The 19,634-nt window shown below is 65.1% G+C and carries 20 protein-coding genes and 4 tRNA genes; 19 read left to right on the forward strand and 5 right to left on the reverse strand.

The window, feature by feature from the left end; genetic code table 11:
- Nucleotides 1-102: 102 nt before the first annotated feature.
- From AAHB16_RS21965 to nagZ, 10 genes are all read left to right on the forward strand, one after another.
- Nucleotides 103-1,572, forward strand: a complete 1,470-nt coding sequence (locus tag AAHB16_RS21965) for a DegQ family serine endoprotease (protein WP_446718122.1) — start codon at nucleotides 103-105, stop codon at nucleotides 1,570-1,572.
- Between the two features lie 304 nt (nucleotides 1,573-1,876).
- Nucleotides 1,877-3,670, forward strand: coding sequence for a translation elongation factor 4 (gene lepA / locus AAHB16_RS21970; protein ID WP_150371156.1), 1,794 nt, complete (start codon nucleotides 1,877-1,879; stop codon nucleotides 3,668-3,670).
- Nucleotides 3,671-3,703: 33 nt separating this feature from the next.
- Nucleotides 3,704-4,603, forward strand: coding sequence for a signal peptidase I (lepB, locus tag AAHB16_RS21975; RefSeq protein WP_342051960.1), 900 nt, complete (start codon nucleotides 3,704-3,706; stop codon nucleotides 4,601-4,603).
- 140 nt (nucleotides 4,604-4,743) lie between these two features.
- Complete coding sequence (locus AAHB16_RS21980; protein WP_150373717.1) at nucleotides 4,744-5,067, forward strand: DUF4845 domain-containing protein; 324 nt, start codon at nucleotides 4,744-4,746, stop codon at nucleotides 5,065-5,067.
- A gap of 1 nt (nucleotide 5,068) precedes the next feature.
- A complete protein-coding gene (rnc, locus tag AAHB16_RS21985; protein WP_109580567.1) occupies nucleotides 5,069-5,839 on the forward strand; it encodes a ribonuclease III in 771 nt (256 codons plus the stop codon).
- A complete protein-coding gene (era, locus tag AAHB16_RS21990; RefSeq protein WP_150371158.1) occupies nucleotides 5,836-6,774 on the forward strand; it encodes a GTPase Era in 939 nt (312 codons plus the stop codon). The genes rnc and era overlap by 4 nt, the downstream gene beginning before the upstream one ends.
- Nucleotides 6,775-6,779: 5 nt before the next feature.
- Nucleotides 6,780-7,661 (forward strand): DNA repair protein RecO, encoded by an 882-nt coding sequence (gene recO, locus AAHB16_RS21995; protein WP_150371159.1) that lies wholly within the window; start codon nucleotides 6,780-6,782, stop codon nucleotides 7,659-7,661.
- A gap of 10 nt (nucleotides 7,662-7,671) precedes the next feature.
- Nucleotides 7,672-8,466 carry a pyridoxine 5'-phosphate synthase gene (pdxJ, locus tag AAHB16_RS22000; RefSeq protein WP_150371160.1) on the forward strand — a complete coding sequence of 265 codons (795 nt, stop codon included), beginning with the start codon at nucleotides 7,672-7,674 and terminating at the stop codon, nucleotides 8,464-8,466.
- Nucleotides 8,463-8,885, forward strand: coding sequence for a holo-ACP synthase (acpS, locus tag AAHB16_RS22005; RefSeq protein ID WP_150371161.1), 423 nt, complete (start codon nucleotides 8,463-8,465; stop codon nucleotides 8,883-8,885). The genes pdxJ and acpS overlap by 4 nt, the downstream gene beginning before the upstream one ends.
- Nucleotides 8,882-9,931, forward strand: coding sequence for a beta-N-acetylhexosaminidase (nagZ, locus tag AAHB16_RS22010; protein WP_150371162.1), 1,050 nt, complete (start codon nucleotides 8,882-8,884; stop codon nucleotides 9,929-9,931). The genes acpS and nagZ overlap by 4 nt, the downstream gene beginning before the upstream one ends.
- Before the next feature lie 63 nt (nucleotides 9,932-9,994).
- Here the strand turns inward: nagZ and efp are convergent, their stop codons facing one another.
- The gene (gene efp, locus AAHB16_RS22015; RefSeq protein ID WP_150371163.1) at nucleotides 9,995-10,555 is read right to left on the reverse strand and encodes an elongation factor P; all 561 of its coding nucleotides are present in this window, start codon (nucleotides 10,553-10,555) and stop codon (nucleotides 9,995-9,997) included.
- A gap of 110 nt (nucleotides 10,556-10,665) precedes the next feature.
- Entirely contained in the window at nucleotides 10,666-11,847 is a 1,182-nt protein-coding gene (earP, locus tag AAHB16_RS22020) for an elongation factor P maturation arginine rhamnosyltransferase EarP (protein WP_342051961.1), read from the reverse strand.
- A gap of 86 nt (nucleotides 11,848-11,933) precedes the next feature.
- On the opposite strand from earP, the gene uvrC reads away from it, so the two are divergent.
- From uvrC to AAHB16_RS22045, 5 genes are all read left to right on the forward strand, one after another.
- Nucleotides 11,934-14,000, forward strand: a complete 2,067-nt coding sequence (gene uvrC, locus AAHB16_RS22025; protein ID WP_342051962.1) for an excinuclease ABC subunit UvrC — start codon at nucleotides 11,934-11,936, stop codon at nucleotides 13,998-14,000.
- Between the two features lie 99 nt (nucleotides 14,001-14,099).
- On the forward strand, nucleotides 14,100-14,699 hold the full coding sequence (gene pgsA / locus AAHB16_RS22030) for a CDP-diacylglycerol--glycerol-3-phosphate 3-phosphatidyltransferase (RefSeq protein WP_150371166.1): 600 nt from the start codon (nucleotides 14,100-14,102) through the stop codon (nucleotides 14,697-14,699).
- Nucleotides 14,700-14,878: 179 nt separating this feature from the next.
- A tRNA-Gly gene (locus AAHB16_RS22035) sits at nucleotides 14,879-14,954 on the forward strand.
- 58 nt (nucleotides 14,955-15,012) lie between these two features.
- Nucleotides 15,013-15,088 (forward strand) — tRNA-Gly (locus AAHB16_RS22040).
- A gap of 9 nt (nucleotides 15,089-15,097) precedes the next feature.
- Nucleotides 15,098-15,171 (forward strand) — tRNA-Cys (locus AAHB16_RS22045).
- Between the two features lie 69 nt (nucleotides 15,172-15,240).
- On the opposite strand, the gene AAHB16_RS22050 is transcribed toward AAHB16_RS22045, so the two are convergent.
- Nucleotides 15,241-16,158 (reverse strand): LysR family transcriptional regulator, encoded by a 918-nt coding sequence (locus tag AAHB16_RS22050; protein ID WP_342051963.1) that lies wholly within the window; start codon nucleotides 16,156-16,158, stop codon nucleotides 15,241-15,243.
- 105 nt (nucleotides 16,159-16,263) lie between these two features.
- Between AAHB16_RS22050 and AAHB16_RS22055 the strand changes: the two genes are divergently transcribed.
- Complete coding sequence (locus AAHB16_RS22055) at nucleotides 16,264-17,379, forward strand: YeiH family protein (RefSeq protein WP_342051964.1); 1,116 nt, start codon at nucleotides 16,264-16,266, stop codon at nucleotides 17,377-17,379.
- 61 nt (nucleotides 17,380-17,440) lie between these two features.
- On the opposite strand, the gene AAHB16_RS22060 is transcribed toward AAHB16_RS22055, so the two are convergent.
- Nucleotides 17,441-17,527 (reverse strand) — tRNA-Leu (locus AAHB16_RS22060).
- A gap of 175 nt (nucleotides 17,528-17,702) precedes the next feature.
- Between AAHB16_RS22060 and AAHB16_RS22065 the strand changes: the two genes are divergently transcribed.
- The 3 genes from AAHB16_RS22065 to AAHB16_RS22075 all read left to right on the forward strand — a co-directional run bounded on the left by AAHB16_RS22065 (nucleotide 17,703) and on the right by AAHB16_RS22075 (nucleotide 19,170).
- Nucleotides 17,703-18,041 carry a hypothetical protein gene (locus AAHB16_RS22065; RefSeq protein WP_150371169.1) on the forward strand — a complete coding sequence of 113 codons (339 nt, stop codon included), beginning with the start codon at nucleotides 17,703-17,705 and terminating at the stop codon, nucleotides 18,039-18,041.
- Between the two features lie 284 nt (nucleotides 18,042-18,325).
- The gene (locus AAHB16_RS22070; protein ID WP_342051965.1) at nucleotides 18,326-18,595 is read left to right on the forward strand and encodes a hypothetical protein; all 270 of its coding nucleotides are present in this window, start codon (nucleotides 18,326-18,328) and stop codon (nucleotides 18,593-18,595) included.
- A gap of 167 nt (nucleotides 18,596-18,762) precedes the next feature.
- A complete protein-coding gene (locus tag AAHB16_RS22075; protein WP_150371171.1) occupies nucleotides 18,763-19,170 on the forward strand; it encodes a GlcG/HbpS family heme-binding protein in 408 nt (135 codons plus the stop codon).
- A 95-nt stretch (nucleotides 19,171-19,265) separates the two neighbouring features.
- On the opposite strand, the gene AAHB16_RS22080 is transcribed toward AAHB16_RS22075, so the two are convergent.
- Nucleotides 19,266-19,592 carry a hemin uptake protein HemP gene (locus AAHB16_RS22080; protein WP_150371172.1) on the reverse strand — a complete coding sequence of 109 codons (327 nt, stop codon included), beginning with the start codon at nucleotides 19,590-19,592 and terminating at the stop codon, nucleotides 19,266-19,268.
- Nucleotides 19,593-19,634: the final 42 nt, after the last annotated feature.

The following is a 19,634-nucleotide window of genomic DNA, read 5'->3' on the forward strand; positions in this document are numbered from 1 at the left end:
GGGACGCTCCTTGCATTTCTTTCTCACTGCATTCCTTTCTCGCTGCAATCCCGGGAGCCGTCGATGATGATGAAATCTCCATCCGTGGTGCGAACCATGGTCATGGTGGCCATGCTCGTGCTTGGCCCGGCCGTTTCCATGTCCGGCCACGCACAAGCCGCGGCATCGAACTACAACCTGCCGGACTTTACCGATCTGGTGGAGAAGGCCAGCCCCGCCGTCGTGAATATCCGTACCACCGAACGCGTGCGCGCGCGCGGCAACGGCACGCCCGACGATGACGAGATGGCCGAGTTCTTCCGCCGGTTCTTCGGCGTGCCGATGCCGGGCCAGCCGACGCCTCCGGGCGGTGGCGGCAATACGCCGCGCCGCGGTCAGCCGCCGCAGGGCGAGGAGCAGAGCCGTGGCGTGGGGTCCGGCTTCATCATCAGCCAGGACGGCTACGTGATGACGAACGCCCACGTGGTGGCCGATGCGGAAACCATCTACGTGACGCTGCCGGACAAGCGCGAGTTCAAGGCCAAGCTGATCGGCTCCGACAAGCGGACCGATGTGGCGCTGATCAAGCTGGAGGCGACGGGCCTGCCGCGCCTGACGCTCGGGGACTCGGACAAGATCCGCCCGGGCGAGTGGGTGCTGGCCATCGGCTCGCCGTTCGGGCTCGACAACAGCGTGACGGCGGGCATCGTCTCGGCCAAGGGCCGCGACACCGGCGACTACCTGCCGTTTATCCAGACCGACGTGGCGGTGAACCCGGGCAATTCCGGCGGTCCGCTGATCAACCTGCGCGGCGAGGTCATCGGCATCAACTCGCAGATCTACAGCCGCAGCGGCGGCTATATGGGCATTTCGTTCGCGATTCCGATCGACGAGGCGATGCGCGTGGTCGAGCAGCTCAAGACGTCGGGCAAGGTCACGCGCGGCCGGATCGCGGTGGCGATCGGCGACGTGACGAAGGAAGTGGCCGATTCGCTGGGGCTGGGCCGCGCGCGGGGCGCGCTGGTCGGCAGCGTCGAGCCGGGCGGCCCCGCGGAAAAGGCGGGTATCGAGGCGGGTGACATCATCCTGAAGTTCAACGGCCGCGATATCGAGAAGGCCTCGGATCTGCCGCGCATGGTGGGCGACACCAAGCCGGGCACGCGCGTGCCGCTGCAGTTCTGGCGCAAGGGCCAGACGCGCGACGTGTCGATCACGGTTGCCGAACTGGAACCCGACAACGCCAAGGTGGCGCGCTCGCGCGGCGGCGACAAGAAGGGCGGCGACGAGGGCGCCCAGCAGGCACCGAAGCCCAATGCGCTCGGACTGGTGGTAAATGACCTCGCCGAAACGCGCCTCAAGGAGCTCAAGGTCAAGTCGGGCGTCGAAGTCGATACGGCAGACGGTCCGGCGTTGCGGGCCGGGATTCGTCCGGGCGACATCATCCTGCGCCTCGGCGACACGGACGTTACGGGCGCGCGCCAGTTCAACGATCTGGTCAAGGCGCTCGACAAGAGCCGCATCGTGGCGATCTTCGTGCGCCGCGGCGACGCCACGCAGGTGCTGACGCTGCGCCCGAACGGGCAGGCCCGCTGAAGCGGGCGCCCCGGCCCTCGCCTTGCTCAGGATGCAGGGCGATGGCGGGGGAAGCCGGACAATGTGGCACAACGTGGCCAGCCAACGTCGCGCGAGAAGCGCGGCGTTTTTTCTTGGTGCGCACCGAGTGTTGTGCGGGCCACCCGGCCCGGTGGGGCCGGACCATTTGAAGTCACGGAACCCTTTGAAATTCCTGTAAAATCTCGGTTTGGCGCGCGGATTGCGAAACACCCGCACATGCGCGCCGCCCCGCATCCGGCCAGACAGACCGACCCGGCCGCGCCACGCTTCCCAGAACTTGTAGATGGACCATATCCGTAATTTCTCGATCATCGCCCACATCGACCATGGGAAATCGACCCTGGCCGACCGGATCATTCAGCTTTGTGGGGGCCTTTCCGATCGCGAGATGGAAGCGCAGGTTCTGGACTCGATGGACATCGAGAAAGAGCGCGGCATCACGATCAAGGCCCAGACCGCCGCGCTGAGCTACAAGGCGCGCGATGGCAAGCTGTACAACCTGAACCTCATCGACACCCCGGGACACGTCGACTTCAGCTACGAAGTCAGCCGTTCGCTGTCCGCGTGCGAAGGCGCGCTGCTGGTCGTCGACGCGTCGCAGGGCGTGGAAGCCCAGACCGTGGCCAACTGCTACACCGCGATCGAACTCGGCGTGGAAGTGGTGCCCGTGCTCAACAAGATCGATCTGCCGCAGGCCGATCCCGCGACCGCGATCCAGGAGATCGAGGACGTGATCGGTATCGATGCGCAGGACGCAACGCCGTGCTCGGCCAAGACCGGCCAGGGCGTGGAAGACGTCATCGAGGCGCTGATCGCCAAGGTGCCGCCGCCCGAGGGCGATCCGAGCGCGCCGCTGCAGGCGCTGATCATCGACTCGTGGTTCGACAACTACGTGGGCGTGGTGATGCTCGTGCGCGTGGTCAACGGCACGCTGCGTCCCAAGGACAAGATCCTGCTGATGGCAACGGGCGCGCAGCACCTGACCGAACAGGTCGGTGTGTTCTCGCCGAAGTCGATCCCGCGCGATTCGCTGTCGGCGGGTCAGGTCGGCTTCGTCATCGCCGGTATCAAGGAGCTGAAGTCCGCGAAGGTGGGCGACACGATCACCACCACCACGCGCAAGGCCGACGCGCCGCTGCCGGGTTTCAAGGAGGTCAAGCCGCAGGTGTTCGCGGGCCTCTATCCGGTGGAATCGAACCAGTACGAAGCCCTGCGCGAGTCGCTCGAGAAGCTGCGCCTCAACGATGCCGCGCTGCAGTTCGAGCCGGAAGTCTCGCAGGCGCTGGGCTTCGGTTTCCGCTGCGGCTTCCTCGGCCTGCTGCACATGGAAATCGTGCAGGAGCGTCTGGAGCGCGAATTCGACATGGACCTGATCACGACCGCGCCGACCGTGGTCTATCAGGTGCAGCTGCGTGACGGCTCGATGGTCACCGTCGAGAACCCGGCCAAGATGCCCGACCCGAGCAAGATCGAGGCGATCCTCGAGCCGATCGTCACGGTCAACCTCTACATGCCGCAGGACTACGTGGGTTCGGTGATCACGCTGTGCACGCAGAAGCGTGGCTCGCAGATCAACATGAGCTACCACGGCAAACAGGTGCAGCTCACGTACGAGATCCCGATGGCCGAGATCGTGCTCGACTTCTTCGATCGCCTGAAGTCGGTGTCGCGCGGCTATGCGTCGATGGACTACGAGTTCAAGGAGTACCGCCCGTCGGACGTGGTCAAGGTGGACATCCTGATCAACAGCGACAAGGTGGATGCGCTGTCCGTGATCGTGCACCGTTCGAACTCGCAGTACCGCGGCCGTGAAGTCGCCGCGAAGATGCGCGAGATCATCCCGCGCCAGATGTACGACGTGGCCATCCAGGCGGCCATCGGCGCGAACATCATCGCGCGCGAGAACGTCAAGGCGCTGCGCAAGAACGTGCTGGCCAAGTGCTACGGCGGCGATATCTCGCGGAAGAAGAAGCTGCTGGAAAAGCAGAAGGCGGGCAAGAAGCGCATGAAGCAGGTGGGCACGGTCGAGATTCCGCAGGAGGCGTTCCTCGCGATCCTGCAGGTTGACGACAAGTAAGAACACAAAGAAACCGACAATCAAAACGCCGTCATGAATTTCGCCTTGATCCTTTTTGTGCTGGTGGTCATTACGGGCATTGCCTGGGTCGCGGACAAGCTCGTCTTCGAGCGCCAGCGCCGCAGTGTGGCGCAGCTGGCGCTGGCCGAGTTCGACGCGAACCGCAGCCAGCTTGCCACGACGCATGGTGGCGCCGAGCTCGATACCTCGCGCGCCCGGCTGGCCGAAGAAAAGATGCGCCAGCCCTGGTGGCTCGAATATTCGGCGAGTTTCTTCCCGGTCATCCTCGCGGTGTTCGTGCTGCGCTCCTTCGTGGTGGAGCCGTTCAAGATTCCGTCGGGCTCGATGATCCCGACGCTGCTGATCGGCGATTTCATCCTCGTGAACAAGTACGACTACGGCATTCGCCTGCCGGTGATCAACAAGAAGGTCATGAACGTGGGCGAGCCGCAGCGCGGCGACGTGATGGTGTTCCGTTACCCGAAGGACGAATCGCTCGACTACATCAAGCGCGTGATCGGCGTGCCCGGCGATGTGGTCCGGTACGAGAACAAGAAGCTCACGATCAACGGCAAGCCGGCCGAGTACCAGCCGCTGCCCGACTACCTCGACGAAGAGCGCCTCACGTATTCGAAGCATTTCACCGAGACGCTGCCCGGCGGTCCGTCGCACGGTATCCTCAACGACGCCGACCGGCCCGCGTTCGTGGCCGGCGCCGACCCGGATTTTCCGTTCCACGAGAACTGCACTTACAATCAGCAGGGGCTGACGTGCAAGGTGCCCGAGGGTCATTACTTCGTCATGGGTGACAACCGGGACAACAGCCTCGATTCGCGGTACTGGGGATTCGTACCGGATCAGAATGTGGTGGGAAAGGCATTCGTGATCTGGATGAATCTGGGCAATTTCGGACGCGTGGGAACGTTCAAATAGCAGGGAACAGGCGTTCTTTTCGCGCCGCGCAAACACTCACATAGAAGAGAGAAGCGCATATGGGTCAATGGGTCAGCATCAACAGGAAACAACAGCTTCGTGATGTGATGTATAAGTCGCATCGGTCGCGAGGTTTTTCGATGGGGTCGTTACTCATCGTCATCGTCATACTGATCTGCGTGATCTTGCCCGCAGTGAAGTCGATACCGAGTGTGCTCGAATATTTCTCGGTGCGGCGCGCGGTGACGTTTGCGAAGGACCACGCCGCGAACCGCAAGGAAGTGGCGACGTACTTCGACAAGCAGGCGCAGATCGACCAGATTTCCTCGATCAAGGGTGAGGATCTGGACGTGCAGGAAGATGAAGGCGGTCGCGTGCGCGCGATCGATTTTTCGTACCGGACCGAGATTCCCGTCTACGGCGCCGTGAGTCTATTGATTACCTATTCGGGAACGCAGCACTGACATGAACCTCGACGCATTGCAGCAACGGCTCGGCTACCGATTCAGCAAGCCCGAATTGCTGCAACAAGCGCTGACGCACCGCAGCCACAGCGCCCAGCACAACGAACGCCTCGAATTCCTGGGCGATTCGGTGCTCAACTGCGCCGTGGCGGACATGCTCTACGGCATGTTCGGCAAGCTCGACGAAGGTGACCTGTCGCGTGTGCGCGCCAACCTCGTAAAGCAGCAGGCGCTGTACGAGATCGCCCAGATGCTGCAGTTGTCCGACACGCTGCGGCTGGGCGAGGGCGAGCTCAAGAGCGGCGGCTTCCGCCGTCCGTCGATCCTGGCGGACGCGCTGGAGGCCATCGTCGGCGCGGTGTTCCTCGACTCGGGCTTCGATGCGGCGCGCGGATTGATCCGCAAGCTGTATATCCCGATTCTCGAGCAGGTGGATCCGCGCACGCTGGGCAAGGACGCCAAGACCCTGCTGCAGGAGTATCTGCAGGGGCACAAAATCGCGCTGCCGCAGTACAACGTCGTCGCCACCCATGGCGCCGCGCACAGCCAGCAGTTTGAAGTCGAATGCACGGTGCCTAAACTGGAAGTCAGCGTGTTCGGCACGGGCGCCTCGCGGCGCGCGGCCGAACAGGCGGCAGCGAAGCTTGCACTCGACGAAGTACAGAAGCTCGTGCCGCAGCTGCTCAAGCGCAGCCGCGCCGAGCGCACGGGCAAGACACGCAAGCAACCTGTGCCACCCGATCCCCAGTTGTCTCTCAGGTTGAAGGAATGACCGAATTACAGCCTCCGTCGCAAGAAGCGGCGGGCAACCCCGATGCCCCGGCGTTCCGCTGCGGCACGGTGGCCATCGTTGGCCGTCCCAACGTCGGCAAGTCCACGCTGATGAACGCGCTGGTCGGCCAGAAGATCAGCATCACGTCCCGCAAGGCGCAGACCACGCGCCACCGCCTCGTCGGCATCCAGACCACCGACGACGCGCAGTTCGTGTTCGTCGATACGCCGGGCTTCCAGACGCGCCATGCCAGCGCGCTCAATCGTTCGCTGAACCGCGCGGTCACGTCCACGCTGTCGTCGGTCGACCTCGTGCTGTTCGTGGTCGAGGCCGGGTATTACGGCCCCGACGACGAGAAGGTGCTCGCGCTGCTGCCGAAGAATACGCCGGTGCTGCTCGTGACCAACAAGCTCGACCGGCTCGGCGAGAACCGCGCCGAGGTCATGATGCCGTTCCTGGAAAAGATGGGACACCAGTTCCCGTTCCGGGAAGTGGTGCCGATGTCGGCCAAGACGCGCGACCATATCGATCGACTGATGGCGATCATCCGTCCGTACCTGCCGGAAGGCGAGCCGATGTACGACGCGGACGCGATGACCGATCGCAGCGAGCGTTTCCTCGCGTCGGAAATCATCCGCGAGAAGGTGTTCCGCTGGACCGGCGACGAGCTGCCGTACACGAGCACGGTGATCATCGACAAGTTCGAGACCGAAGGCCGCCTGCGGCGCGTGTTCGCGACGATCCTCGTCGAGCGCGACGCGCACAAGGCGATGATCATCGGCAACAAGGGCAGCAAGCTCAAGCAGATCTCGACCGAGGCGCGCCTCGACATGGAGAAGCTGTTCGACGGCAAGGTCTACCTGGAGATGTGGATCAAGGTCAAGAGCGGCTGGGCCGACAACGAAGCGGGACTGCGTGCCTACGGATACGAGTAAGGGGCATGGCTGAAGCGCGCCGCGGCGCCGGCAACGTGCGCCGCGCCGATCCCATTGCCGAGGAGGCCGCCGAGCTGCTTGCCACGCAGGCGGTGCCGTCCATGAGCGCTTCCGTCGCGCTCGGGCGCGAGATGATGGACCGCGCGATGCGCATCGTGCCCGCGCGCAGCGAGGCTCGCGTCACGAACGAGACGGGCTTCGTGCTCCATGCCTATCCGTACCGCGAAACGAGCCTGATCCTCGATGTCTTCACGCGTGATCATGGCCGCATGGCGATGGTCGCCAAGGGCGCCAAGCGTCCGCACTCCGCGCTGCGCGCCGTGCTTCAGCATTTTCATCCGATCTCGCTGTCCTGGAGCGGCCGCGGCGAAGTCAAGACGCTGACGAAGGCCGAGTACGTCGGGGGCATGCTGCCGATGGCGGGCGATGCGCTGCTCTCCGGCTTCTACCTCAATGAGCTGCTGCTGCGGTTCTGCCCGCGCGAGGATGCCCATCCCGCGCTGTTCAAGCATTACATGATCACGCTCACGCGGCTGGCCCATGGCGAGGCCGCGGGGCTCGTGCTGCGGAGTTTCGAGCGCGTGCTGCTGCAGGAGACCGGGTTTGCCGTGGCGTTCGACCGCTGCGCGGGCACGGACGAACGCGTGCAGCCCGGCCTCGACTATGTGTACCAGCCCGAACGCGGTGTGCGCCGCGCGCAGGCGAGCGATCCGTCCAGCTGGCCGGTGGTGTCGGGGCAGACCCTGCTCGATATGGCACAGGACGATTACGGGCGCGCGCAGACCGTCGCGCAGAGCCGTGGCCTGATGCGGTTCCTGCTGCATTATCATTTGCAGGGCGTGCCGCTGAAAACGCGGCAGATCCTGATCGACCTGCAATTCCTCTAATGAAGACAGCATGATTTTCCACGCGAATCCCGGCGTCATCGACCTCGGCGTCAACATCGACCACGTGGCCACGCTGCGCAACGCGCGCGGTACGGTCTATCCCGATCCGATCCAGGCCGCGCTGCAGGCCGAGGAGGCTGGCGCGGATCTGATCACGCTGCACCTGCGCGAGGACCGTCGCCATATCCGCGATGCCGACGTGCGCGCGCTGCGCCCGAAGCTCGCCACGCGCATGAACCTGGAATGCGCGATTACCGCCGAGATGCTCGATATCGCATGCGAGATCCAGCCCCAGGACGTCTGCCTCGTGCCCGAGAAGCGCACGGAGGTCACGACCGAGGGCGGTCTCGACGTGGTGGGGCACTACGCGCAGGTGGAAGCCGCATGCCGCCAGCTTGCGGCGGCGGGCATCCGCGTGTCGCTGTTCATCGATCCGGATCCCGAACAGATCGCGGCGTCGAAGGCCGTCGGCGCGCCCGTCATCGAACTGCACACCGGCCGCTATGCCGATGCGCACGATGCGGCGGAGCAGGCCGCGGAACTCGAGCGTGTGGCGGCGGGCGTGGTCGCCGGCGAGAACCACGGCCTGATCGTCAATGCCGGTCATGGCCTGCATTACACGAACGTGCAGCCGATCGCGGCGCTGCCGGGCATCAAGGAACTCAATATCGGCCATGCAATCGTCGCCCACGCGGTGTTCGCGGGCTGGCAGAACGCGGTGCGCGAGATGAAGGCCATCATGGTCGCCGCGCGCCTCGGTACGCGCTATCCGTCGGTTTCGACGTTCGCCGGAAAGTCCGCGTGATCTCCGGCATCGGCACCGACATCATCGAGATCGACCGCGTGCGCGGCGTGATGGAGCGCACGCGCGGACGCTTTGCCGAGAAGATCCTCGGCCCACGCGAACTCAAGATCTATCACGCACGCAAGGCACGCTCGGAAAAGCGCGGGCTCGCGTTCCTGTGCACGCGCTTCGCGGCCAAGGAGGCGTTTTCCAAGGCCATCGGCCTCGGCATGCGCTGGCCCATGACGTGGCGCGCGATGGAACTGGTGAACCTGCCGTCGGGCGAGCCCACGCCGGTCTGCTCGGGCGAGCTGGCCGAGTGGGTTCGGGAACGCGGGCTGACCATTCGGGTCAGTGTCAGCGACGAACACGCGTATGCGGTCGCCTTCGCGATCGCCGAGCGTGGCGTGCCCTCCAACGAATCCAATCAGACACTATGAACAAGAAGACCTCCGGCAAGCGGCCGGGCCCGGTAGTGCTCGACGTCGTCGGCAAGCAGCTCGATGACGAGGATATCCGCCGTATCGCACATCCGTTGACGGGTGGCGTGATCCTGTTCGCGCGCAACTTCGAGTCGCGCGCGCAACTCGTGGCGCTCACGCGCGCCATCCGCGAGGTGCGGCAGGACGTGCTGATCTGCATCGACCACGAAGGCGGCCGCGTGCAGCGTTGCAAGACCGACGGCTTCACGCATCTGCCCGCGATGGCAAAGCTTGGCGCGCTGTGGGATCAGGACGTGCTGGCGGCCACCAAGGCCACGATCGCGTGCGGCTACGTGCTGGCAGCCGAGCTGCGCGCCTGCGATATCGACCTGAGCTTCACGCCCGTGCTCGACCTCGATTACGGCAGTAGCGGCGTGATCGGCGATCGCGCGTTCCATGCGGATCCGCGCGTGGTGACGATGCTGGCGAATCACCTGACGCATGGCCTGCTGCTCGCGGGCATGAGCAACTGCGGCAAGCATTTTCCGGGGCATGGTTTCGTCGCGGCGGACTCGCACGTGGCGGTGCCGGTGGACGAGCGTTCGCTCGACGAGATCCTCGAACGCGATGCACGTCCCTACGACTGGATGGGGCAGGCGCTGGCATCGGTGATGCCCGCGCACGTGATCTATCCCAGGGTCGATCCGAATCCGGCGGGCTTCTCGCGCTTCTGGCTGCAGGACATCCTGCGCTCGCAGCTCGGTTTCGAAGGCGTGATCTTCAGCGACGACCTCAGCATGGAAGGCGCCAGCGTTGCGGGCACCGTCACGCAGGCCGCGCGCGCGGCGATCGATGCCGGCTGCGACATGGTGCTGATCTGCAATCATCCCGATCGCGCGGACCAGCTGCTCGCGGAGCTGGACGTGCGCATCGGCAAGGCGTCGCAGCGCCGTATCCGCAAGCTGTTCGGCCGCAGGAAACCGCTCGAGTGGAATCGCCTGCAGCAGGAGCCCGAGTACCGCGCGGCGCTGGCGCTGCTCAAGAGCCATGACCTGATCGCATGACCGGGCGGGGACAACAATAAAAAAAGGCAGCCGAGGCTGCCTTTTTTTATCGAGCGTGCGAGATCAGTTCGCGCGGCTGCGGTATTCGCCGGTGCGCGTGTCGATTTCGATCTTGTCGCCGATGTTGCAGAACAGCGGCACTTGCAGTTCGAAGCCGGTGTTGATCTTGGCACCCTTGAGCACCTTGCCCGACGAGGTGTCGCCCTTGACGGCGGGTTCGGTGTAGACGATCTCGCGCACGAGGGTCGTCGGCATTTCCACCGAGATGGCCTTGTCGTTGTAGAACACCACTTCGACGTTCATGCCGTCTTCGAGGTAGTTCAGCGAGTCGCCCATGCTGTCCTTCTCGACTTCGTACTGGTTGTAGTCGGTGTCCATGAACACGTACATCGGATCGGCGAAGTACGAGTAGGTGCACTCGCGGCGCTCGAGCACGACCACTTCGAACTTGTCGTCGGCCTTGAACACCGACTCGCCCGGGGCATCCGTCAGCAGGTTCTTGTACTTCATCTTCACGACGGCGGCGTTACGGCCCGACTTGTTGTATTCGGCCTTCTGCACGACCATCGGGTCCGAGCCAATCATGAACACGTTGCCGACGCGGAGTTCCTGTGCGATCTTCATTTGATCCGTTTCCTGAAAAAATCTGTCCGGGGGGTGGTTGCGTCCCCGGAGTATCGTGTAAGGCGGGCGACGCTGTGGCTGCTCACTGACTCGCCACGGAAATCAACCGGCTATTCTACCTGAATTTCGCAAAACGACACCAGGTTGGCGGCCAGATCGCCCAAGTGCTGAAGCTGCCGCTGCCAGCGGTCCATGCCCTTGGCGAGGGCCGGCAATTGTGCGCGAAACGCCTCCCATGCGGCCACTTGCCGTGCCGGATCGGCGTAGTCGTCGTAGGCGTTCCACGCGTGGCACAGGCCGGTCATGGCCGCGGCGGTCTCCGGGGCCACGCCGGCGCGTGCGAAGCGCGCCAGCCAGGCGTCGAGCTTGACGCGGTGCGCATGCTCGTCCTGCGGATAGATATGCCACGCAAGCGGCCGCGCCGCCCATAGCCCCCGCACCAGCGAGTCTTCGCCGCGCACGAAGTTGACGTCGCAGGCCCAGAGCAGTTCGTCGAACAGTTCCTGCCGCACGAACGGCACCACGTTGAGCGTCAGGTTGCCCTGCGCATGACGGGTGCCCGGCGTGGCCGCCGTGCCGAGCACCTGCGCGGCCTGCTGTGCGGCGAGTCCCTGCGGGACGAGGCACTGCACCGGTTCCGCGCCGTCGCGCCAGTGCGCGAGCAGGGTGGGGAGCATCGGATTCTCGTAGGCGAACAGGCTCACCCGCAGCGCCCCGGCGACGGGCTGGAAGCCGAGCCGATGCCAGAGCGCGGCCAGCGCGGCCGGGCTCGACAGGAACGCGTCGCGCTGCGCGCCGAGCATCGACTCGCGCAGCAGGCCGCCGGTATCGTGCGCAAAGCCCGGAAAGAAGAAATGCTTGACGAGCGGCAGGCGCGGATGCGGCGATGCCATGCGATGGTGCTCGGCGACCCAGGACTCCGCGCTCAGGTACTCGAGGTTGATCCATACAGGTTTGCGCGGCGCGGCGGCCATGCGCTGCAGCAGCGCATACGGCAGATCGCAGGCGAAGGCCTCGACCACGACGTCGTGCGGCAGGAAACCGTCTTCGGTCGGGAAGGGGGCATCGGTCCCCTGTTGCCATGGCCGGACTTCCACGCCCGACAGGCGTTGCGTGGGGGCGGTGGGATCGATTTCGGGCGCCAGGCGCGCAAAGCTGTGCAGGTCATCGACCCAGAGGCGGACCGCGTGGCCGTGCTCCTGTGCAAGCTGGCGCGCGAGGCGCCAGCAGACGCCGATATCGCCGAAGTTGTCGACGACGGTGCAGAAGATGTCCCAGGAGCGGATAGTCATGCGGGAGGCCGGCAAAGGAATGCTCTAAACTTGCGATTCTAGAACGTCCCCAGCCTTATCCCCAGCCTTACCTCCATTCGAATCCGATGCCCGAGCAGGATCCCGCCACGCCCGCAGAACCCAAGATTGCCGATGCGCTGACCGACGCGGACGCCGCCGAGCAGGCCGATCCGGCCGAGCCGGTAGAGCCGGTCGGGGAGGCCGTGTTCGACGCGCGGCCGATCATCGCGCGCCTGCCCGGCCTGCCCGGTGTCTACCGCTATTTCGACGCGGCCGGCAACGTGCTGTACGTGGGCAAGGCGCGCGACCTGAAGAAGCGCGTCTCCAGCTATTTCAACAAGACGCAGCTGTCGCCGCGCATCGCGCTGATGGTGAGCAAGATCGCCCGCATCGAGACCACGGTGGTGCGCACCGAGGCCGAGGCGCTGCTGCTCGAGAACAACCTGATCAAGGCGCTCGCGCCGCGGTACAACATCCTGTTCCGCGACGACAAGTCCTATCCGCTGCTCAAGCTGACCTCGCACAAGTTTCCGCGCATGGCGTACTACCGCGGCGCGACGGACCGCAAGCACCAGTACTTCGGGCCGTTCCCGAGCGCGTATGCGGTGCGCGAGAGCATGCAGATCCTGCAGAAGGTGTTCCAGCTGCGCACGTGCGAGGACACCGTCTTCAACAACCGCACGCGTCCCTGCCTGCTGCATCAGATCCATCGCTGCACGGCGCCGTGCGTGAACGCGATTACCGAAGAGGACTACGCGCGCGACGTCGGCAATGCCGCGCGCTTTCTCCAGGGCCACGAGAACGAGGTGCTGGCCGCGCTGCAGGCCAAGATGGAATCGCATGCGATGCAGCTGGAGTTCGAACAGGCCGCGGCCGTGCGCGACCAGATCGGCGCGCTGTCGACGGTGCTCAAGCGGCAGGCCGTGGAGGAAGTGGGGCAGGCGCGCGATATCGATATCCTCGCGGTGGCCGTCGAGGGGGGGCGCGCGTGCGTCAACCTCGCGATGGTGCGCGGCGGGCGGCATTTAGGCGACAAGGCCTATTTCCCGGCGCATGCCGACGAGGCGGCGGTCATCGTCGAGGACGGCGAGGAAGCGGAGGCCGTGGAGGCCGTGGAGGCCGGGGCGGACTTATCGATGGATCGCGCAGTGGATCGGGTCGCCGCGCGCGTGCTGTCGGCGTTCATGATCCAGCATTACCTCGACCAGGGCGCGCCGCCGATCATCGTGGTCAGCCATATGCCCGCCGATGGCGCGGTGGTGGAGGCGCTCTCGATGCAGGCGGGCCGCAAGGTCGCGCTCGTGCGCCAGCCGCAGGGCCAGCGGCGCGTGTGGCTCGAGATGGCGCAGCAGGGCGCCGCGCTTGCCCTGTCGCGGCGGCTGGCGGAGCAGGGCAGCCAGCAGGCGCGCACGCGCGCGCTGGCCGAGACCATCGCCCTCGATCTGGAGGACCTTGCCACCCTGCGCATCGAGTGCTTCGACATCAGCCATACCGCGGGCGAGGCCACGCAGGCGTCGTGCGTCGTGTTCCATCACCACGCGATGCAGAACGGCGAGTACCGGCGCTACAACATCAACGACATCACGCCCGGCGACGATTACGCGGCGATGCGGCAGGTGCTGACGCGCCGCTACCAGAAGCTCGTCGAGCAGATGCAGGAAGACGCCGGCGCGGAGCCTGGCACGGCCGTGGCGGAAGAGCGCTCGAAGATGCCGCGCATCGTGCTGATCGATGGCGGCAAGGGGCAGGTGGAGGTGGCGCGGCAGGTGTTCGAGGAACTCGGGCTCGATATCGGCCTGCTCGTGGGCGTGGCCAAGGGCGAAGGCCGCAAGGTCGGGCTCGAGACGCTGATCTTCGCGGACGGCAGGCCCTCGCTCGAACTCGGGCAGGGCAGCGCGGCGCTGATGCTCGTGGCGCAGATCCGCGACGAGGCGCACCGCTTCGCGATCACGGGCATGCGCGCCAAGCGCGCGAAGGCGCGCACCACGTCGCGGCTGGAGGAGATCGAAGGCATCGGCGCGCGCCGGCGTCAAAAACTGCTGACGCGATTCGGCGGCCTGCGCGGCGTCATGGCGGCGAGCATCGACGAACTCGCGAGCGTCGAGGGTATCTCGCGCGCGCTGGCCGAGGAGATCTATCGCCAGCTGCATTGAGGGACCGGAAGTCACGAATTGGCATGCGGTGGCGGAAATCGGCGACAATCGCGGCATTCCATTGATCGACCCGGCCCAGCCTCCGTCGCCCTCCGCTCCATGCCACTGAACATTCCCATTCTGCTGACCTGGCTTCGCGTGGCCATGATTCCCCTCGTGGTGGGCGTTTATTACCTGCCCGAGGCATGGATGCCGATGCCGATGAAGAACGTCACCGCAGCCACGTTCTTTATCGTCGCCGCCGTGACGGACTGGCTCGATGGGTTCCTGGCCCGGCGCTGGAACCAGACGTCGGCCTTCGGCGCGTTTCTCGACCCCGTGGCGGACAAGCTCATGGTCACCGCGGCCCTGCTGTCGCTGCTGGCACTGGGCCGCGTGGCCGACCTGATCGCGCTGGTCATCATCGGCCGCGAGATCACGATCTCCGCGCTGCGCGAGTGGATGGCGCAGATTGGCGCCTCGCGCAGCGTGGCCGTGAATTTCCTGGGCAAGCTCAAGACCATGGTGCAGATGATCGCGATTCCGCTGCTGCTGTTCCATGACTCGCTGTTCGGCTTCGATGCGTCGGTGCTCGGCGGCTGGATGATCTACGTGGCGGCGGTGCTGACGCTGTGGTCCATGTTCTACTACATGAAGCTCGCATGGCCGCAGATTCGCGAGCGCGCCAGTGTTGTGAGTGGCGCACGCACGCAAAAGTAAATCGGATTAAAAAAGTTGTTGACGGGGCCGTTCGGTCTTTGCAATAATCTCGTTCTCGCTGCTGCTGACGCAAACGAATCGAGCAAGATTAAACGGTTTTGGCGTCGGAACGAAGCACGATAATGCGTAGTTAAAAGATGTTGCGCGATTGTCTGCTTTTCAGTAGTATGCAGGACCCTGCGGGAGTAGCTCAGTTGGTAGAGCGCAACCTTGCCAAGGTTGAGGTCGCGAGTTCGAGACTCGTCTCCCGCTCCAGGTTAAGTTGTTCGACGGTTTGCATACGCCGGCGGACATGTTGTAAAGCAAGTCGTATGCGGGAGTAGCTCAGTTGGTAGAGCGCAACCTTGCCAAGGTTGAGGTCGCGAGTTCGAGACTCGTCTCCCGCTCCAGTTCCCTAAGGCGGGGTGGCAGAGTGGTTATGCAGCGGCCTGCAAAGCCGTGTACGCCGGTTCGATTCCGACCTCCGCCTCCAAGTGTTCTGTTTTGCCGAACGGCGTCGTGAAAACGACGCCGTTTTGCTTTGGTTCGTTTTGCTTTGGCATTACGCACTGATTCCCGGCGCCGCCGCGCGCAGATACTCGCTGAACGCGAGCAACCCCTGCGTCGGATACTTGTCCTGATGCACCACGAGCTGCAGCGGCCGGATGACGGGCGGCAATCCTTCCCGTAGGGGCAGCAGCAGCCCGCGCGCGATCTCGTCGCGTACCACGTGCAACGACAGGCAGCTCACGCCGAAACCGCTCATCACCGCGCGCTTGATCGCTTCCGCATTGCCCAGTTCCAGCGCATAGCGCAGCGTGCCCAGCGCGGGCACGAGCCGCGACTCGATGATCTCGCGCGTGCCCGAGCCCGGTTCCCGCACGATCCAGTCGGCTTCCCGCAGCATGTCGTGCAGCGTCTCCGGCCGCTGCGACGCCAGCGCCAGCGGATGCGAAGGCCCCACCACGACCACCATTTCGTCGTCGCACCAGTGCACGCTGCGCAGTTCGCGCTCGTGGCTCGTGCCTTCGATCAGCCCGATATCGACCTCGAACTGCAGCAGCGACTGCAGGACGTCTTGCGTATTGCCGATGCGCAGGTCGAGTGAGCAGGGGCCCGGCTGCGCGTTGCGGAAGCCCGCGAGCAGAGGCGGGAGGATGTAGCTGCCGATGGTATTGCTGGCGGCGATGCGCAGTGCGACGCCGCTTTGCGCGGAGAAGCGCTCGAGCTCGTGTGCCTGGTCGAGCAGCGATAGCGCGCGCGGAAAGAACTGGCGCCCCGATTCGTTGATGCTGAGCCGCCGCGCCACCCGGTCGAACAGCGGGCCGTCGAGCGCGCGTTCCAGTTCCGCGAGCGAGGCGCTGACCGCGGACTGCGACATCGCCAGCGCCTCGGCGGCCGCGATGGTGCTGCCGTGCTGGGCGACGGCCACGAACACGGAAAGCTGGCGCAGGGTGAGACGAAGCGGGCGGTATTCCATTGTTCTATCGATAAAACAGTTAAGGCATAACGATATTACCCGTTTTACTGATTGAGCGGCGATCACTACGCTTAGGGACATCGACGCAGACCTCCCCCCACTGCCATGTCCTCGAACCCCATTTCCGCGCCCGCCGCTGCTTCCACGCCGTCCACGCCTTCCGCTCCGGCCGTCGCCTCGTGGCCGACGCGTCTGATCGCGCTGGTTCCGCTGGGCGGCATCGCGTGGCTGATGATGACGCTGGCCGATCATCCGGCGGTGTCGCGGTATGGCCTGAGCGCGCTGACGCTGGCGATGTGCGCGGGGATGGTCGCGGCCAACACGATGCCGCGGCACTGGCTCGCGCCGCTCGGCCCGGGCATGCAGCTCGCGCGGCATCATTCGCTGCGTCTGGGTGTGGCGCTCTACGGCCTGCGCCTGACGTTCGGCGCCATCGCCGCGCTGGGCGCGGCGGGCGTCGTGGTGCCGCTGACGATGCTGGTGGCGACGCTGCTGCTCGGCACGTGGGTGGGCTCGACGTTCTTCGGCCTGTCGCGGCGCGAGGCGATTCTCGTCAGCGCGGGGAGCGCGGTGTGCGGCGCGGCGGCGGCGATTGCCGTGTCCTCCGTGGTGCGTACCGACGATCGGCAGACGGCGGTCGCGGTCGCGACCGTGGTGCTGTTCGGCACGGTCGGCATGTTGCTCTATCCGTGGCTCTACGAACTGGCCACGCAGCACTGGCATCTGGCGATCACGGAGCGCGCGTTCGGCATCTTCACGGGGGCAACGCTGCACGAGGTGGCGCAGGTGATTGCCTCGGGCAAGATGGTCAGCGACGCGACCGCCGATGCGGCCGTGGTGGCCAAGATGGTGCGCGTGCTTGCGCTCGGTCCGCTGCTGCTGATCATGGCGCTGTGGCCGCAGGGCAAGGCTGCCGAGGGCGATGCCGAGGCTCGGGCCAAGGCGCGCGACTGGCGCGCGCTGCTGCGCGCGGTGCCCTGGTTTGCGCTGGGGTTCGTCGCGGTGATGGCGCTCAACTCGGCATCGCTGGTGCCGCAGGACTGGAAGACGCCGCTGATCGCGCTCGACAACTGGATGCTGGCCTGCGCGATGCTCGCGATCGGTCTGCACACACGCATCGGCGATCTGCTACGCGCGGGGCGCAAGCCGCTCGGCCTGGCGGCGGTGCTGTTCGTGTTCCTGATGGTGGGTGGCGCGCTGCTCTGCTACGCGGTGATCTGAGGCGATCCGAGGCCGAGGGCGGGGCGATGGCGGGGCGGTGGTGGGGCGATAGTGGGTGCTCTGGTGCGGCCGACGGGACTCGAACCCGTAAGCCTGGAAAGGCGGCAGATTTTAAGTCTGCTGAGTCTACCAATTTCTCCACGGCCGCATGGCAAGCCCGATATTGTGGTGGCTTAGGCGCGACTCCGCAAGCACGACGCATCGCCGGCATCATGTGATCTGGCTGTTACCGGCGGTAACAATGTAGCGCGTGCGGTTTCACCTGAATTTTTGCCGAGCGCTAGAATACGCCTCATCAAAGCTCACTTTACGAGGCAACGATCATGAAACGCTGGTTCCTTGCAGCATTTGGTGTGGCCGCCGCGCTGGCGTCTGGCGCTGCAATGGCCCGTGTGAACGTGGACATCGGCATTGGCGTCCCTGGCGTCGTCGTCGGCGGTCCCGCGTACTACCCGCCTGCGCCCGCCTACTACTCGCCGCCGCCGCCCGTCGTGGTGGCCCCGGCCCCGGTCTACTATGGCCCGCCGCCGGTGGTGGTACGTCCGGCCCCGGTCTACTACGGTCCTGGCTACTACGCTGGCCCGCGCTACTACTACGGCCCCGGCTATCGCGGCTACGGCCACTATCACGGCGGTTACCACGGCGGTCACGGCCACCGTTGATTCGAAATACATGCCTGCGAAAAAGCCCCTTCGGGGGCTTTTTTGTTGGATGCACACGGTTCTTTGGTAGAGGGGCGTCAGCATCTTCCGACATTCGATGAATGGAAATTGCGCGTGTCGGTTCCAACTAAAATTCGACGCTCAATTTATTTGACCAGACCGATCAATCACATTGGCCGAGTGGCTCAGGGTTACCACCTACACTGCTTTCGTGACATCGCTGCTGCACTGCAACGATGCCGTGTCACCAACGAACAGCGTCCACGAACGCAGAGGATTCCCAAATGTCCATCCAACGCATTGCTACCGCAGCCGCTTCTGTCGCGCTTCTTGCACTCGGTGCCGCCTCGGCATCGGCCATCGCCGCGCCGATGAACGCCGACAACGCATACTCCACCACGAACCGCGTGGCCGCCCCCGATCCGTACACCGATGGCGCGCGCATCAGCAATCGCGATGGCTACGTGCCCGACGGCGCGCATGGCCGGGCCGATCCGTTCACCGACGGCGCGCGCGTGACCGATCGCCGCGATGCGTTCACGGACGGCGCCTGATCGTCCGCCGGCGATTTCCCCTCGCTGAAGAAGCCCGCCGCCAGGCGGGCTTTTTTTGTGCGATGTTCGCGAGCGGCGGCGCGATGGGACGCGCTTTGTCGGCGGGCGCGCGCACGTCGCACGATATACTGCGGCCTCGACCTTGATGACACACCTTAGGAGAGGGTATGCAGCAAAAGACCGTACTGACGGCTGACGACGTGAAGAAGCTGGTTGCGGCCGCCGAAGCGGAAGCCAAGCTTCATAACTGGGCTGTCACGATCGCCGTGGTGGACGATGGCGGCCATCCGCTCGCCCTGCAGCGACTCGACGGCGTGGCACCGATCTCGGCCTATATCGCCACCGAGAAAGCGCGCACGGCCGCAATGGGCCGCCGCGAGTCCAAGATCTACGAGGACATGATCAACAATGGCCGCTACTCGTTCCTGACGGCGCCGAACCTGCAGGGCATGCTCGAGGGCGGCGTGCCCATCGTCGTGAACGGCCAGTACGTGGGTGCCGTCGGCGTGTCGGGCGTGAAGTCCACCGAAGACGCGCAGATCGCGCGCGCCGGCATTGCCGCGCTGGGCATCTGAGCCATTCGGCGCCCGTAGCACAATGAAAAACCCCGCGGGCGCAATGTCCGCGGGGCGATGTTTCGGCAGGTCGGCAGGTCTTCTATCCGGCGAACCTACTTCGTCAGGATCAGCTTCCCATAGCGCGTGATGCGCAGCGTATAGACGTCGCCGTTATGCAGGATCGGCAGCGTCGTCGCGCCTTGCATCAGCGATTCCAGCGGCACGGCGGGCGCAGTCGTCTGCGCGGCCGGCGCAATGGTTTCCACGCGCATCAGCGCTTCCAGGCGGGCGGGCAGGGCGGCGACCGCCGAGCGGACCGACGCCATGGCCGAAGAGGCTTCGCGGCGGGGCTGCTGCGGGGCAACCTCCACACGACGAAGCGACAGACGGCGACGCGAGACTTCTCGCGGTTGCTGCATTGGCAGGCTGAGAGTGCTCATGTTCTTCTCCAGACGCGATCCATTGATCGATTGATGGAGCGA

This window comes from Cupriavidus sp. OTU4054 (assembly GCF_038440175.1).
Taxonomy (GTDB): Bacteria; Pseudomonadota; Gammaproteobacteria; order Burkholderiales; family Burkholderiaceae; genus Cupriavidus; species Cupriavidus pauculus_D.

What these genes read in the sequence shown, in the direction of transcription:
- AAHB16_RS21965 (WP_446718122.1), top strand. Translation starts at nt 103, where the DNA reads ATGGTGGCCATGCTCGTGCTTGGCCCGGCCGTTTCCATGTCCGGCCAC.
- lepA (WP_150371156.1), top strand. Translation starts at nt 1,877, where the DNA reads ATGGACCATATCCGTAATTTCTCGATCATCGCCCACATCGACCATGGG.
- lepB (WP_342051960.1), top strand. Translation starts at nt 3,704, where the DNA reads ATGAATTTCGCCTTGATCCTTTTTGTGCTGGTGGTCATTACGGGCATT.
- AAHB16_RS21980 (WP_150373717.1), top strand. Translation starts at nt 4,744, where the DNA reads ATGGGGTCGTTACTCATCGTCATCGTCATACTGATCTGCGTGATCTTG.
- rnc (WP_109580567.1), top strand. Translation starts at nt 5,069, where the DNA reads ATGAACCTCGACGCATTGCAGCAACGGCTCGGCTACCGATTCAGCAAG.
- era (WP_150371158.1), top strand. Translation starts at nt 5,836, where the DNA reads ATGACCGAATTACAGCCTCCGTCGCAAGAAGCGGCGGGCAACCCCGAT.
- recO (WP_150371159.1), top strand. Translation starts at nt 6,780, where the DNA reads ATGGCTGAAGCGCGCCGCGGCGCCGGCAACGTGCGCCGCGCCGATCCC.
- pdxJ (WP_150371160.1), top strand. Translation starts at nt 7,672, where the DNA reads ATGATTTTCCACGCGAATCCCGGCGTCATCGACCTCGGCGTCAACATC.
- nagZ (WP_150371162.1), top strand. Translation starts at nt 8,882, where the DNA reads ATGAACAAGAAGACCTCCGGCAAGCGGCCGGGCCCGGTAGTGCTCGAC.
- efp (WP_150371163.1), bottom strand. Translation starts at nt 10,555, where the DNA reads ATGAAGATCGCACAGGAACTCCGCGTCGGCAACGTGTTCATGATTGGC.
- earP (WP_342051961.1), bottom strand. Translation starts at nt 11,847, where the DNA reads ATGACTATCCGCTCCTGGGACATCTTCTGCACCGTCGTCGACAACTTC.
- uvrC (WP_342051962.1), top strand. Translation starts at nt 11,934, where the DNA reads ATGCCCGAGCAGGATCCCGCCACGCCCGCAGAACCCAAGATTGCCGAT.
- pgsA (WP_150371166.1), top strand. Translation starts at nt 14,100, where the DNA reads ATGCCACTGAACATTCCCATTCTGCTGACCTGGCTTCGCGTGGCCATG.
- AAHB16_RS22050 (WP_342051963.1), bottom strand. Translation starts at nt 16,158, where the DNA reads ATGGAATACCGCCCGCTTCGTCTCACCCTGCGCCAGCTTTCCGTGTTC.
- AAHB16_RS22055 (WP_342051964.1), top strand. Translation starts at nt 16,264, where the DNA reads ATGTCCTCGAACCCCATTTCCGCGCCCGCCGCTGCTTCCACGCCGTCC.
- AAHB16_RS22065 (WP_150371169.1), top strand. Translation starts at nt 17,703, where the DNA reads ATGAAACGCTGGTTCCTTGCAGCATTTGGTGTGGCCGCCGCGCTGGCG.
- AAHB16_RS22070 (WP_342051965.1), top strand. Translation starts at nt 18,326, where the DNA reads ATGTCCATCCAACGCATTGCTACCGCAGCCGCTTCTGTCGCGCTTCTT.
- AAHB16_RS22075 (WP_150371171.1), top strand. Translation starts at nt 18,763, where the DNA reads ATGCAGCAAAAGACCGTACTGACGGCTGACGACGTGAAGAAGCTGGTT.
- AAHB16_RS22080 (WP_150371172.1), bottom strand. Translation starts at nt 19,592, where the DNA reads ATGAGCACTCTCAGCCTGCCAATGCAGCAACCGCGAGAAGTCTCGCGT.